The organism is Nostoc sp. (genome assembly GCF_036917615.1).
In the GTDB taxonomy this organism is placed as follows: Bacteria; Cyanobacteriota; Cyanobacteriia; order Cyanobacteriales; family Nostocaceae; genus Nostoc.
In genome coordinates, this window is the sequence record NZ_JBALCZ010000025.1 from 14035 (window position 1) to 28893 (window position 14859).

The 14859-nt window shown below is 40.5% G+C and carries 10 protein-coding genes; 3 read left to right on the plus strand and 7 right to left on the minus strand.

Annotated elements, in window-relative coordinates; all coding sequences use genetic code 11:
- Nucleotides 1–83 precede the first annotated feature (83 nt).
- On the minus strand, nt 84–2165 hold the full coding sequence (locus V7K85_RS08445) for a TonB-dependent receptor plug domain-containing protein (RefSeq protein WP_334812662.1): 2082 nt from the start codon (nt 2163–2165) through the stop codon (nt 84–86).
- Nucleotides 2166–2877: 712 nt separating this feature from the next.
- Here V7K85_RS08445 and glgX point away from each other — a divergent pair.
- A complete protein-coding gene (gene glgX, locus V7K85_RS08450; RefSeq protein WP_334812664.1) occupies nt 2878–5004 on the plus strand; it encodes a glycogen debranching protein GlgX in 2127 nt (708 codons plus the stop codon).
- 68 nt (nt 5005–5072) lie between these two features.
- Here the strand turns inward: glgX and V7K85_RS08455 are convergent, their stop codons facing one another.
- Together V7K85_RS08455 and V7K85_RS08460 are read right to left on the minus strand one after the other, a co-directional pair.
- Nucleotides 5073–5627: a hypothetical protein gene (locus V7K85_RS08455; protein WP_334812666.1), complete on the minus strand. Its 555-nt coding sequence runs from the start codon at nt 5625–5627 to the stop codon at nt 5073–5075.
- Between the two features lie 12 nt (nt 5628–5639).
- Complete coding sequence (locus V7K85_RS08460; RefSeq protein WP_442940557.1) at nt 5640–6497, minus strand: hypothetical protein; 858 nt, start codon at nt 6495–6497, stop codon at nt 5640–5642.
- A 286-nt stretch (nt 6498–6783) separates the two neighbouring features.
- Between V7K85_RS08460 and V7K85_RS08465 the strand changes: the two genes are divergently transcribed.
- Entirely contained in the window at nt 6784–7410 is a 627-nt protein-coding gene (locus V7K85_RS08465) for a Uma2 family endonuclease (RefSeq protein ID WP_334812670.1), read from the plus strand.
- Nucleotides 7411–7561: 151 nt separating this feature from the next.
- Here the strand turns inward: V7K85_RS08465 and petJ are convergent, their stop codons facing one another.
- From petJ to V7K85_RS08480, 3 genes are all read right to left on the minus strand, one after another.
- Nucleotides 7562–7897 (minus strand): cytochrome c6 PetJ, encoded by a 336-nt coding sequence (gene petJ / locus V7K85_RS08470; protein WP_334812672.1) that lies wholly within the window; start codon nt 7895–7897, stop codon nt 7562–7564.
- A gap of 467 nt (nt 7898–8364) precedes the next feature.
- Nucleotides 8365–8859, minus strand: a complete 495-nt coding sequence (locus V7K85_RS08475; RefSeq protein WP_334812674.1) for a GNAT family N-acetyltransferase — start codon at nt 8857–8859, stop codon at nt 8365–8367.
- Nucleotides 8860–9257: 398 nt separating this feature from the next.
- Nucleotides 9258–10394 (minus strand): RpoD/SigA family RNA polymerase sigma factor, encoded by a 1137-nt coding sequence (locus V7K85_RS08480; RefSeq protein WP_334812676.1) that lies wholly within the window; start codon nt 10392–10394, stop codon nt 9258–9260.
- 833 nt (nt 10395–11227) lie between these two features.
- Here V7K85_RS08480 and priA point away from each other — a divergent pair.
- The gene (gene priA, locus V7K85_RS08485) at nt 11228–13819 is read left to right on the plus strand and encodes a primosomal protein N' (RefSeq protein WP_334812678.1); all 2592 of its coding nucleotides are present in this window, start codon (nt 11228–11230) and stop codon (nt 13817–13819) included.
- 265 nt (nt 13820–14084) lie between these two features.
- On the opposite strand, the gene V7K85_RS08490 is transcribed toward priA, so the two are convergent.
- On the minus strand, nt 14085–14759 hold the full coding sequence (locus V7K85_RS08490) for a response regulator transcription factor (protein WP_334812680.1): 675 nt from the start codon (nt 14757–14759) through the stop codon (nt 14085–14087).
- Between the last annotated feature and the right edge of the window lie 100 nt (nt 14760–14859).

Below are 14859 nucleotides of genomic sequence, written 5' to 3' on the forward strand. Positions count from 1 at the left end.
AAACTCTTTAAAGAATTTCAAATAATCCTATTTATCCCAATAATTTAGAGACTTTGCAAGGACAAAATCTCTATATTTAATACCTAAAAATTGGCGCTTAAACCCACACGAAAAGTAAATCCAGGGCTATAGATGCGATTAACTCGCTCATATTGCTCACCGAGTAAATTCTCTAAATAAACTGTCAGTCCTAAATTGCTAGTTAAAGGTATACGACCGCTCAAATCTAAATTCACAAAAGATGGAGCAAAATCTGTAGTCTTGTCACCAGGGTTTGTAAAGAAGGCTCTACGAGCGCCACTATTGTAAGTAACATACAAGTTAGCCTGCCATCCTGAATTTTGATAACCTACGCCAGTTTGAAGTAGAGAGTAGGGAATCAAACCTAACTGTAAACCTTTCTCTGAACCTGTTTTTATTTGGGAATCTGTATAAGTATAGTTGAGGAAAGTTGACCAGCTAGCCGCAATTTTTAATTGCAAAGCTGCCTCTAAACCATTGGTATCTACTAGTCCAATGTTTGCCCATTTTCCATCGATGACTCCCAAGCGATCGCCTATACTACTACCAAAGTAAGTAAACTGTCCAATCAAATTCTCAGAAAAATTTACATCCACTCCCGCACTCCAAGTCGAGCCAGTTTCCGGTCTTAAATCAGGATTAGGTTCCCAACCATGAACTGTATCATAAACATACAACTGATCTAACCCAGGATTGCGTTGTCCCCCTGCCCAACTTCCACGCACTGCAACTATTGGTGTGACGGCATAACGTAACCCAACACTAGGATTGAGATAATTACCAAATTGGCTGTCAAAGCTCTGCCTTAGCCCTAAATCTATCAGAAAATTCTCGCCAATATTCCAAGTATTGACAGCAAATAAAGCTGTATTCAACAAACTCCGATCTTCAGTTTCATTCTTGGCAATACTACTAGGATTTGTACTCAAAACATCACCAGTTAAGTCGGTGTTTTTCAAATCTAATCCCCAGCGCAATTTATTATTAGAAGTAACTTTCCACTCATGATCCACCCTGGCTGTGAGTTGTTGTGTATCTAAAGCTCCTGTACGGTAAAATGCTCCTGTAGGGCCATAGGTGCTGAAATAATCTTGGTTATAACCAATTGAGGTTGTAAGATTAGAGCTTTCCCCATTACCTAGCCGAGTTTTCCAAGATAAGCCAACGTTTAAACCATCGTGGTCTAATCTATCTCTTTGGAGAGGAAAACCAAAATAAATTAAGCCGCGACGACTGCTGAGTTTAGTAACATCTAAATTCAATGAATTTTTCTGATCTAAATCTACTCCAATACTACCATAATAAGTACTTGTAGCTGTGTCTGCATTCGATAAAAACCCCTGCTCATCACGATTTGCTGCACCTACAGGGACGCGGTAACGGTTATCTGTAAAGAATCTTTCAAAGCTGAAGTTGTACTTGACATTATTAGATGAACCCCCATAGGTTACTTGTTGATTGTTTAAACTCAATGAGCCAAATTCTGCACTACCACTCAATTTAGGTTTGCCACAACCTTCCTTGGTGATGATATTCACAACTCCCCCAAAAGCTGATGAACCATACAAAGCGGAGGCTGTGCCGCTGTATAATTCCACTCGTTCAATAGCCTCTACAGGAATACTATTTAAGTCAGTTCCACCATGATATATATTGACATTATTGTTAATTGGTCTACCATTAATCAGAAATACAGACTGATTAATTGAGGCTCCCCGGTAGTATGTACCTGTGTGAGTATCTGCACCATGACCTACATCATTGATTGCAAAACCAGGCATTCTTTTCAAAATATCGGCTAAACTTGTAGCACCTTGCTTTTGAATTTCTTCTTTATCAATTACGTAAGTTGGAGTAGATTGAGGTAGGTTATCTTTTTCTCCGATCGCTTCTATGGAAATGTCTGGATCATCGCTCGGAGTTTGCTCTGTTTCTGGATTAACTTCACTCGGAGCAGATTGTTGAGTTAATAATTCGGCATTAGTGGCGGGTAGCTCGATTTCACTCAAACTCGGAATATCTGAAATGACTTCGGTTGATTTATCAGTATTTCTCTGCTTAATTTCACTCTCAGCAGCAAAGCCAGGAAACGCTATTAGTAAACTCGGTAAAGCAACTTTTAGCAACAAAAAATCCTTTTTCACGTTCTCTTTCACACTATGTAAAAACAATCACTACGTAGCATTGTGACTGTAATAGTAAAATCATGTCAAAAGACACGCTGTCATATTTCCACAGTTCAGATAAGACTGTTGAGCAATTCACTATCGGTTAAACACCAGAGCGGCCGCATATATAGTGCTTCAGGGTTGAGTCCAATACAGACCTAATAAGAACAGCCCCTTTCCTTGTAGGGAAGGGCAGGGTGGTACGAAGAAAGAAAAATACATAAGTCTTGATTCTCGTTTTGTGACATAGCTTTTTACCCCGCTTCCATTCCTCTCCCCGAAAGGTCGAGAGGCTTTTAAACCCAGTTTTAGTTTTTTCTCTGCTTGTATGAAACCACCCTGCTTTCCTTGTAGGGAAGGGGAGTAAATTCAAAGCCTCTCTCTTTTTAGGAGAGAGGTCAAAGTGTATTGCAAACAAATGAAAAGCGCTATAAATGAATGGCGTTGCAAAATAGTCGGATGAATTGGGGCAAGCATGGGGAGTAAGAAAACCGAGAATTTTCTAACTTAAGGAATAGAGATTTCTAGTACTACTGATAGAGCAAATAATATGATTTTCTAAGTTAAATTAAAATATTGTAAATTGTAATAAATTTTTAATAATTTTAATTTATAACTATTTATTAATTCTTCAAAAAAAATCAAAAACTAATTATTTGCTGAAAAACTAATTGCAGAAAATTTAATTATGTATGTAGCTTTATGGCCAGGGAAGGTATATCCTTTAGGTGCAACTTGGGATGGTAAAGGGACGAACTTTGCTTTATTTTCGGAAAATGCAACAGGGGTAGAGCTTTGTTTATTTGATGATGATGGTGACGAAATTCGCTTGCCTTTGACAGAAAAAAACAATTTTGTTTGGCATGGTTACTTACCAGGAGTGGGCCCAGGTCAAAAGTATGGATTTAGAGTGCATGGGATGTGGGCACCAGAGGCAGGTCATCGATTTAATCCGAACAAACTATTGATTGACCCCTACGCCAAGGCAATTGATGGTGAGTTTAGTAATGATCCATCTGCCTTTGGTTACTCTCTAGATGCTGAGGAAAAAGACTTAGTTTTTTGTGAACTAGATGATGCCAAAATAATGCCAAAGTGTGTTGTGGTAGATCAATCCTTTGATTGGGAAGATGATAAACTGCTTGGTACACCTTGGCATACAACTGTTATTTATGAAACTCACGTCAAAGGTTTTACTAAGCTACATCCAGCTATTCCAGAAAAGTTGCGTGGAACTTATGCTGGGTTGGCGCATCCTGCTGCAATTCAACACTTACAGCAATTAGGAATTACAGCAGTTGAGTTGATGCCAGTACATCATTTTCTATCTCGTCCGGGACATTTAGTACAAAAAGAATTAAGCAATTACTGGGGCTACGATTCCATCAACTATTTTGCCCCCTACTCTAGTTACAGTGCTAGTGGGACTGTGGGCCAACAAGTCACCGAATTCAAGCAAATGGTCAAGGCACTACATTTTGCAGGAATTGAAGTGATCTTAGATGTGGTCTACAACCACACTGGCGAAGGAAATCATTTCGGGCCAACGCTATCTTTGCGAGGTATTGATAATTCTGTATATTACCGCTTGATAAAGGATGATCCTCGCCACTACATGGACTTTACAGGCTGCGGTAACTCTCTGAATGTGCGTCATGCTCAAGTTCTGAAGTTAATTATGGATAGCCTGCGCTATTGGGTTACAGAAATGCATGTAGATGGCTTCCGATTTGATCTGGCCTCGGCGCTGGCACGGGAATTATATGAGGTAGATAACCTATCAGCTTTCTTTGACATTATTCATCAAGACCCAATCCTGGCAGATGTGAAGTTAATTGCTGAACCTTGGGATTTAGGAGAAGGAGGTTATCAAGTCGGGAACTTTCCACTGGGTTGGTCTGAGTGGAATGGTAGATATCGGGATACAGTACGAGATTTTTGGCGTGGTGTAGATGATAGTTTAGGACAATTTGCTTACTGTTTTACCGGTAGCCCTGACCTGTATCAAACAAACGGGCGCAACCCAAATGCAAGTATTAATTTAGTGACTGCTCATGATGGTTTCACATTAAATGATTTGGTCAGCTACAACGAAAAGCATAACGAGGCAAACGGGGAAGACAGTAGAGATGGTGAAAGCCATAATAGATCGTGGAATTGTGGTGAAGAAGGCGAAACCGACGATACAGAAGTAATGTGTTTGCGCCAACGGCAACGACGAAACTTTTTAGCAACCCTAATGCTATCTCAAGGTGTACCAATGCTAGTAGAGGGAGATGAAATTGGCAGTAGTCAAAAGGGTAATAATAATGCCTACTGCCAAGACAATGAGATTTCCTGGCGTCATTGGGATTTGCAAAAAGCGAATGCGGATTTATTAGACTTTACACGTGAACTAATTAATTTTCGCCATCAGCATCCAGTATTTCGACGGCGTAAGTGGTTTCAAGGTCGCCCCATTCACGGTTTAGGCATTGATGATATTGCTTGGTTTAATGCTGATGGTAGTGGAATGACTGAGAAGCAGTGGCTAGTTAGTTATGCCAAAGTAATGGAGATTTTATTGAATGGACAAGGAATTGGTACTCCAGGGGATCGTGGTGAGCGGATTATTGATGAAAGTTTTCTGATATTTTTTAACGCTCACTACGAGTTAATTGAGTTTGCTTTACCCAATGACTTTAAAGAAAAGGTATGGGAGATAGTAATTGACACTAATGAACCTCGCTTCCTACATCGAGGAAAATTAGTTTCAGGCTCTCAAAGTGTGGCAGTCACAGATCGCTCTTTGATGGTGTTACGCCTTATTAGTTAGGAGTACGAGGAGAAAAAGATACTCAATTTTATAGAAAAAAGAGATTTTTCTAAGGTTGCTAAAATGCTTCAACGATTTTTACTCGTAACTCTAATTAGAAAACGCAGACCTTCATTTACTGCTTCCGAATTGGGAAACATTTCTGCAACATCAGGTTCTAAAAAAACTGTGGATTTTTCAACCTTATTGAAACTATCTTCACCATTTATTACATTAATGTCTATTAAACTCTGATTTAATTGAGGTTTATTCTGTATAATGGTTATTTGGGAAGATTCAACATTTAATTTATTAACTAGTGATTCCCAACTATTAACTTTCAGGTTAAAGTGAGCCTTTGCATCCCGTAATGTTTTAAACTGTTGCTTCAGAATATCAACAGTATAAATATGCTTTTGAGATACCTGTTTGTCTACATTAAGGTCTGACTCAACCATATCAACTACTTCACTAATAAGTCGGTCATGATTTTCGGCAATTTGAGCAGCAGCCCCTAAAATCCGAGAAGTTGCTTTTATCTGTACATCAGTTTCTTGTTTAAGGCGATCAGCAATATTGCGAATTTGATCTCCCAGCCTTGCTTTACCTTGTTTTCGCGTGGTTGGGAGTGATTTTTTGCTCATGAGGATGGTTATTTATTCAGAAAGTATATCTTTAATTGCCAGCCAGATACGTTTAAACTTTTGTACCAAACCTATAGGATTGTTAGTTGTTTCTTCTTCCACCGAATCAACTAGAGATTGAATCCGATCCATACGTTCTGCTACAACGTAAAGACTGTTTACTGCTTCATCCTTACTTTCTAAGGATTCACGCAGTAGCACAACCATCTGGGCAATTTCTCGTTTTAGTCGTTCATTCTCGGCTTTACGGCGAGTTTCCCATCCCTTAATACCAGCTTTGGAACGTCGCTCATGCTTGAGTTCAGCTTTAGCCTCATTGTATAAAGTCAAATACATTTCTCGTTCAGAGTTTACTGCCTCATACTTGGTAAGCAATTCAGTCGCTCTCGCTTTTTCTCCGTTGTAGAGATAGAGCGTTTGTTGATGACTTTGTTGTTCATCAACAAAGAACTGATAATTTTGAGTGACTCGCTCTTTTAACTCATTAGCTTCGAGTTGGCAAGTTTGGATCTCTCGCTGGTGAACATGAACTAACTGCGATATTTTCGCTTTTTCTTCGTTGTAAAGGTAGAGCGTCTTTTGATGATTTTCTTGCTCATCAACATAGAAGCGATAATTTTGAGTAATACGCTCTTTTAGTTCATTAGCCTCGATTTGGTAAGTTTGAATATCTTGCTGAACATGAACTAGTTGGGATGCAGCTTCTTCATTTTCTTTCGCACGTTGTTGTGCTTCATCGCGTTGGGCACGAACAGTCATCAATAGCTGTTGAAGCTCACGAGGAGGAGTTGGTTCCTTCTGCCGTGCGCGAGGATTATTAACATTGTTGATATCATTAGAATCTCTGCGATCTGCTCTTTTCATTATGATAATTTAAGTTCCTATGTGAGCATTTGTTATACTTAAGTATAAATATTGAGTTTAGCCGAGATGAACTAATTGAAGTGTGATCTCGGTTCTACTGGTAATATGATCTATAACCTCTCTCCTAAAAGGAGAGAGGCTTTGAAGCTTACTCCCCTTCCCTTGCAGGGAAGGGGCTGTTCTTGTTAGGTTTGTATTGAGATCAACTGAGAAGCGCTATATGTATAAATTACAATTACGTTAGCATTGAGAAAACTGGACGCTTCACAGACAGAATATAAGGCAATAATTTATGATTCAAACCTTACGCAAACTAGTTACATTCGGTGAATTCGTTGCTAAATATCCTGACAATACAGGAAAACGTTATGAATTGCATGATGGAGTAATAGTCGAAATGTCCCAACCAACAGGCGAGCATGAAGAGGTAGTTGGATTTTTAGCCTTTGAAATTACTAGAGAGTGTATTCGTTTAAATCTTCCCTACTTCATACCTAAAACAGCATTAGTGAAACCGCCTGAAAATGAATCGGCTTACTCACCAGATGTGCTGATATTAAATCGCCCTAATTTGGTAAATGAACCTCTGTGGAAAAAAGAATCTACTGTCAACCTTGCGGAATCAATACCCTTAGTAGTTGAGGTAGTGAGTAGCAATTGGCGTGATGATTATTTAAAAAAAGCTGCTGACTATGAAGCTGTAGGCATACCAGAATACTGGATTGTAGACTATGCTGCTTTAGGCGGTAGGCGATTTATTGGCAACCCCAAACAACCAACTGTCTCGCTCTACACTTTAATTGAGGGAGAATACCAAGTTAGCCAGTTTCGAGGTAGCGATCGCATTATCTCACCTACTTTACCAGAATTAAATTTAACCGCAGAACAGATTTTTCAAGCTGGTGGATACCCTGCATAGCCCTGACAGTGTTAGAAAAGAGCGATTTCAGTTGCAAATGAAATTTTTTGTCGCAGACTCTTGAGTAAATCTAGAGTTTAATTTCGGCAACCTTAAAATTAGCGGGACAAAAAGCCCCGCAAATTGTTAATTCTTGAAGTGAGATTTTAGTCTACTTCCAGTCCTTATCTGCTTGTGAAAGCACATAATCTGCTACATCTTCAATTTGGTTAGGTTTCAAACGTTTGCCGAAAGCAGGCATGGCATTTTTACCTTTTGTAACTTGGGCAATAATCGCCTCTGCTGAGTACAAACCATACTTTTCCAAAGCATCTTTGTTCAGGTTTTTTTGCGCTTGAACGAGATTCTTACCTCCCGCGTGACAAGAGGCACAATTGGCACTAAATACTTTAGCTCCACTAACAACATCTGCTGCCAATACTGTACTACTGAAGGCAAAGGTGAAGATTGCTATGCCTAACAGCATTACTGTAATAATTTTTTTCATTTCGTGTTCTCTCTGAACGGCTTATTCGGTGCAATATCCTCCATAATTGTCAGTTGAGCCGCTGCCATAGTCAAATGACAAGCTGTCAAACTTAACCCTAAACTTTTTTGAATTTTGAATGTTCAGATTTGGAGATTTAGAGTTGTGAGTACGGAGCAATGTCGAGACGCTACATGTAGCTTGCTTCTTTGCAGCAGTATGAACCTATCCCACTAATAATATTTGTGCTACAAAGCTTAAGCTTATTGAGAACTGAAAACGAAAAATCAAGGTTTTCAAGCACATTTTACGAAAAGAAGTAGGGATTTTTAGAATAGTGGGATAGGTTCATGCATCTACACTGATGATTAAAATAAAATTTATGTCGGATTGAATACTTTATAACCAACAAATGATAATAATTTAAGGATGAAATATTAAAGATAAAAATTGTCTTATTTCATCCTTTATACTTCATCCTTTGTTATTTAGCTGACAGATCCTAACTGAATAAGCGCATCTTCTGTGACGCGACAAATTCGCCAATCATCTAATATAGATGCTCCCATACTACGGTAGAATGCTTGGGCTGATTCGTTCCAATCCAACACACTCCACTCTAACCGCCCACAATCACGTTCTACAGCTATCTGGGCTACTTTAGTCAGGATAGCCTTACCAATACCTTGCCTGCGATATTCTGGTAAAACAAATAAATCTTCCAGATAAATTCCTGGCTTAGTTAGAAATGTTGAATAATTATGAAAAAATAGGGCAAAACCAACAGCTTGACCCGCAGATTCAGCTAAGATTGCCTCTATATACCTCCGTGAACCAAATAAATGCTCCTTAAGTGACAGAGCATTGCCAGTAATAGCGTGAGATAATTTTTCATACTCTGCAAGCCCCTGAATTAATTTAAACAATATGCTGTAATCAGCTGGTTGGGCAAAACGCACAATCAAATTGCTAGGCGAAGTCATTAGTCTATAGTCCATAGTTCATAGTCCATAGTCTATAGGCAACTGTGCAAGTTTTTTTGATTAATGACTAAACGCAAGCCGAAAGAAGGTACAAAACGCCCACTTTTTGCAACTTGCAGTAGGTGAAACTCAAGAAATATACAGATACAAGCTCTCTAAATTCGTTAGGAATGTGGATTTAATAAAGAGCAAGTTTTGTAGGGTGTGTTACGGACATTCGTCCTAACGCACCTAAAATCTAGGAAAGTGCGTTACGCTACGCCAGTTGCTACAACTTTGGTAACTAAAGCAACGCACTGGCTCCCCTACGAAATTTAAAGTTTTGCACTTTATTTGATCCATGTTCGTTAATGAAGCTAATTAGGTTTAGTATTGCATCTCTATCTTGATCAATGTAATTAAATCAACCAACCTTTTAAACGTTTGGCTATGTGCGGACGCCGCAATTTCCGCATGGCTTTGCTTTGAATTTGTCGCACTCGCTCACGAGAAAGATTGAACATGTTGCCAACTTCTTCTAAGGTACAGGGTTCACTAGTTGTCAAACCATAACGCAGAGAAATCACATCTTTCTCTCGTGGAGTTAACACGTCACCCAAGACTTCCCAAATCTCCTGACGCATCATGTTTTCATTCATTTTTGCTTCTGGAGACAGGTTATCTTCATCTTCTAGCAAATCCATCAATTCCGTGTCTTCTTCTTTACCGACGCGGTGGTTGAGAGAAAGTGCTTGACGCCGTAGCTGTTGTAGTTGGCGCAGTTGTTGCACACTAATTTCCAAAGTTTCTGCCATTTCACCTTCGGTGGGATTACGGCAGAGTTTTTGTTTGAGTTCCCGTTGGGCTTTTTTCAGCTTGTTAAGCTTTTCTACAATATGAATAGGTAGCCGGATTGTCCGCGCATCATTAGCTATAGCCCTGGTAATCGCTTGTCTAATCCACCAATAGGCGTAAGTAGAAAACTTATATCCTTTATCTGGATCAAACTTTTCTGTAGCGCGATTTAAACCCATTGCTCCTTCCTGAATTAAATCCAGAAAAGGCACTCCCCGATTTAGATATCGCTTGGCAATAGAAACTACTAATCTCAGGTTCGAGCGAATCATTTTGCGTTTCGCTACTCTACCTTGATACAAGCGACTTTCTAATTGCTTTTCCGTCATTTCTAGCTCGGAAGCCACTTCTAGCTTGCTAGGTTCATGTTCCAGTTTTAAGTGTAAGGCAGCTTGTAATTCCCTAACTTCCTCTAGAAACCTGACTCGCCGCGCTAACTCTACCTCTTCATCAGCTTTTAGCAGCGGATAACGCGCCATTTCTTTAAAAAACGCGCCTACAGCATCATCATGTTCGGTTTTATTGTATCCCGAAGGACGAGCCGCCGCCATCTCGTCTCCATCCCGTTCGTCTGATTCCAGATTTTCTACTACAATTGGAGACTCTTCCTCTGCCACTGCATCTAAACTATCGAGTGATGGTTCTTCGCTATCAGCAGTATTCTCCAGTATTTCCATTTTTCCCAATTCAACAATATTCATAGTTTCCTTTAGGGATTGTTGCTTTGTTTGCTACATAATTTAGTTACAGCTACTCGTTTGAGGCTTGGTAGTTTTCCCTAAGGGACGAATGCACCCGTTTCTATAGCAAAATACAAGCTGATGCTAATTTATTTTCAGGAAGAAAAATCCGTATCTATCTACCAACTATAGGTTACGGTTAGATATAACCTATAACTAAACTCACCTTGGCACCCAACTAAACTTTCTTCTCAGGCTCCCAACAGATATATTCTTCATTTTTTTCTGAATTATCAAATATGTCAAACCCCCTCAAACTTTCTCAAACTTAACAAATATAAAAATCTCAGCTAACCATCCAAATTCCTTAAACTTTCATATATTTTTCTAAATATTTTTAATGTCTTAGGCGTTAGCAGCCACTGGATAAATCGAAAACCTGGTGCTTGGAGTTATGCATTCCCGATTTAAAGTTCCCTACATCATACAAATTACAATAATCGCAGTTTAATTTCGGGATGATCTTACTTGTATAAAAGCATCTCATATGCAGAAAGGGTTGAATATCTACCGATAGGCGGAAAAAGGCTACTCCCTATTTAGTAGATAGAGCAACTGTTGCAGTAACCGACATGCTTTGATTTGTATAGTGGGCACCAAATATTTATTGCATGTATAGTTGATACGAATTTGTCTAGTAGATTACATAAGAGGAAACTTATCAAGTATTATGAAGGATAACAGTATTGAGAAATACCATTTAAATTTAAGAAAACCAAAAATTATAGTTTAGTTAGCTAGGTTGATTTTGACCAGCTATGTGAATAAAATATTTAATTATAAAGTCAGCAGATATGTATATTAATGACATAAATTCATCTCCTTTAGTGGTGGCGCAAGCGAGTGAATCATATCAGTCAGGTGCAACGTTGAATCGGTGGGTTGAGGTATTGGTAGACTGTCCAGGAGCCTCAATGAAATTAGAGAAAGGGGAGAAACTGTATCCGTATCGATTACCTGCCAAGTTAGAAGTAAAACCAGGGGATATTTTGAGTGTGCCATTTGGGGCGCAACAGGTGGGAGGGGTAGCTATTCGTATATTGGCAAAACCCCCAGCAGATTTAGCACCAGAAAAAATCCGGGAAGTAGAAGATGTGATTCAGAGGGATTTCATCGGAGATAGTTACTTTACTCTGCTGGAACGGGTATCAAAGTATTATTACACACAAATGATTCAGGTGATACGTATGGCGTTGCCGCCGGGATTATTGGGGCGATCGCAGCATCGCATTCGGCTCAAGCGAGAAAACATTCCCAATGGTGCAATAGAATTCCTTGGTTCAACGGCAGCACGTCAAATTCTCAAAATTCTGCAATCTCAAGTTGATGGGGACTACAGTTTCAAATTCCTCAAGCGCCAGATTCAAAATTTTGACTATGGAAAGAAGCAATTACTAGAACGCAATTGGGCAGAAAGTTATGTGGAATTACTTAGATATTCTCAACCTCAGACAAAACCAGTAGTCACGTTAGTTGCCGATGGATCTTACATTGATTTAAATAAGCGTCAACGGGAAATTTTAAAAGTGCTACGGGATTGTGGTGGCGAGTTGTGGCTAAATGAGTTCCTACAGATTTGTAAGACAACTACCCCTACCCTAAAAGGGTTAGAACAAAAGGGCTGTATCGTCATCGAAGAACGGGAAGTATTGCGAAGGGAACAAGGCCCAGCATTAGCTAAAGATCAACCAAAGTCATTAAATGCTGCCCAAGCTAGCGCCTTAGAAACAATCCAGACACTAGATAGATTTGCTCAAGTTTTGTTGCATGGGGTGACAGGTTCGGGAAAAACTGAAGTATATTTGCAAGCGATCGCACCCCTGCTCAAAGTCGGCAAATCCGCCCTTGTCTTAGTCCCAGAAATTGGACTCACACCCCAGCTAACTGATCGTTTTCGTGCCCGTTTTGGTAATAAAGTTAGCGTCTATCACAGCGCCCTCTCTGACGGTGAACGTTACGACACTTGGCGACAAATGCTCACAGGAGAACCCCAAGTTGTCATTGGTACTCGCAGCGCCGTTTTCGCCCCTTTGCCAAAATTGAGTTTAATTATTTTAGATGAAGAACACGACAGCAGCTTTAAGCAAGACTCCCCCATGCCCACCTATCACGCTCGCACCGTCGCCCAGTGGCGAGCCGAGTTAGAAAATTGTCCCTTAGTGTTGGGTTCCGCTACGCCTTCGTTGGAGAGTTGGGTAAGCGTCGGAACCTCACCCCCTAGCCCCCTCTCCGCAAGCAGAGAGGGGGGACAAGAAAGAAATCTTAATTCATCACTCCTAAATCAGAAGTTAGGAGACAGGAGTTATTACTTAAGTTTGCCCGAACGCATCAATTCCCGCCCTCTACCGCCAGTGGAAATAGTCGATATGCGACAAGAGTTGCAGCAGGGAAATCGTTCTATATTTAGTAGATCGCTGCAAGAAGCTTTGCAACAGTTACAAGAGAGAAAACAACAGGGGATTTTATTTATCCATCGCCGCGGACACAGTACTTTTGTATCTTGTCGCAGTTGTGGATATGTGTTGGAATGTCCGCACTGTGACGTGTCGTTAGCGTATCACCACACCGAAGAAAAAGCGCCGGAATTATTGCGCTGTCATTATTGTAACTATGCGCGATCGCATCCCAAATTCTGCCCCGATTGCAGTTCCCCTTACCTGAAATTTTTTGGTAGCGGTACTCAACGAGTGGCGCAAGAATTAGCGCGACAATTCCCAGAGTTGCGCTTGATTCGCTTTGATAGCGATACCACCCGCAACAAAGGCTCACACCGTACCCTACTCACCCAGTTTGCCAACGGTGAAGCAGATTTATTAGTAGGTACGCAAATGCTCACAAAAGGTTTGGATTTACCCCAGGTGACACTTGTGGGCGTCGTTGCTGCCGATGGATTGCTGCATCTATCAGACTATCGCGCCAGTGAACGCGCATTTCAAACCTTGACTCAGGTAGCCGGACGTGCTGGTAGAGGTGATGATCCGGGTAAAGTGATTGTCCAAACTTACACCTTAGAGCATCAGGTAATTGAAGCAGTGCGATCGCACGATTATCAGTCTTTCTCTCAAACTGAATTAGAACAACGCCAAGCACTAAATTATCCCCCATATGGGCGGTTAATTTTGTTGCGCTTAAGTAGTCTCGATCCCATTCAAGTGCAAAATACAGCCCAAATTATCGCCACAGCTTTGAGTACAGAGGAAGAATTCGAGATATTGGGCCCAGCACCAGCGAGTATTTTACGAGTAGCTAATCGTTATCGCTGGCAGATATTGATTAAATTTGACCCCGATGCATTGCCACAATTGCCTGATTGGGAAGAAGTGCGATCGCTTTGTCCACCGTCTGTTAGCTTGACAATAGATGTAGACCCATTAAATATTATGTAGAGACACAAAATTTCGCTCCTCTAAAAGTCATCATTCCTGATAGTAGCAACTCATTGTCTATCAGGAAAGATGGAGTTTGCTGCACCATAGAGATTGACAACAAATGTCTCGTTAGCTTCAACTTTTCTATCACTTTTGACCCGCCGCTATTACCTTCAGTCAAAGTTGGGGTATTAGTGGAAATTGAATATTGAATTGAATCATTAACAGCAATATTCAGAGTAGTTTCAGTTACGCAAAAAGACACAAAATCTCGCGTCCTTTATTAATTGATTAATAGTTCTGGTGCTACCAATCCTTTTTGGATAGCTAAGACTGCGGCTTGAGTGCGATCGCGTACTTCTAGTTTCTGCAAAATAGCATGGACATGAACCCGCACTGTACCAGGGGCAATGTAGAGAATCTCAGCAATTTCTTGATTGCTTTTGCCAGCTGCTACCAGTGCCAAAATTTCTTGCTCCCGCTTCGTTAGGGGATTTTCTGAGGATTCCTCAGTTTTTGAGGGCTGCACCGCCATAGAATTGCCCTCAAAAGCAGCTCTAATTTCTGTTGTTGCCGTTTGATCCCACCAAGAAGCCCCTGCTGCAACCGATCGCACTGCCAAGATTAGAGACTCAGCAGGAATACCTTTGAGACAGTAACCTTGTGCCCCAGCCGCAATTAACCGCGAAATCAAGGGTTTTTCAGAACGAGACGTTAAAACGAGAATTGGTAAAGTTGGATGCTTCTGCTTGATTTGGCGACAAGCCTCAATCCCGCCAATCCCCGGTAAACCTATATCCAGCAAGACCAAATCCAGGGGATAGCGATTTGCAAATTCTACAGCTTGTTCTCCATCTTCTGCTTCTGCGACAATCTCCAAACTGGTTTCTTGTTGTAACCGCATCCGCAGACCAAGCCGAAACAATTCATCATCTTCAACGAGTAAGATTTTTGTCATTTGTTATTGGTCATTGGTCATTGGTCATTGGTCATTGGTCATTGGTCATTGGTCATTGGTCATTGGTCATTGGTCATTGGTCATTGGTCATTGGTCATTG

Bases quoted from the DNA above. Each gene is read 5' to 3' on its own strand.
- V7K85_RS08475 (WP_334812674.1), bottom strand. From the start codon at position 8,859: ATGACTTCGCCTAGCAATTTGATTGTGCGTTTTGCCCAACCAGCTGAT.
- priA (WP_334812678.1), top strand. From the start codon at position 11,228: ATGTATATTAATGACATAAATTCATCTCCTTTAGTGGTGGCGCAAGCG.
- glgX (WP_334812664.1), top strand. From the start codon at position 2,878: ATGTATGTAGCTTTATGGCCAGGGAAGGTATATCCTTTAGGTGCAACT.
- V7K85_RS08480 (WP_334812676.1), bottom strand. From the start codon at position 10,394: ATGAATATTGTTGAATTGGGAAAAATGGAAATACTGGAGAATACTGCT.
- V7K85_RS08455 (WP_334812666.1), bottom strand. From the start codon at position 5,627: ATGAGCAAAAAATCACTCCCAACCACGCGAAAACAAGGTAAAGCAAGG.
- V7K85_RS08465 (WP_334812670.1), top strand. From the start codon at position 6,784: ATGATTCAAACCTTACGCAAACTAGTTACATTCGGTGAATTCGTTGCT.
- V7K85_RS08490 (WP_334812680.1), bottom strand. From the start codon at position 14,759: ATGACAAAAATCTTACTCGTTGAAGATGATGAATTGTTTCGGCTTGGT.
- petJ (WP_334812672.1), bottom strand. From the start codon at position 7,897: ATGAAAAAAATTATTACAGTAATGCTGTTAGGCATAGCAATCTTCACC.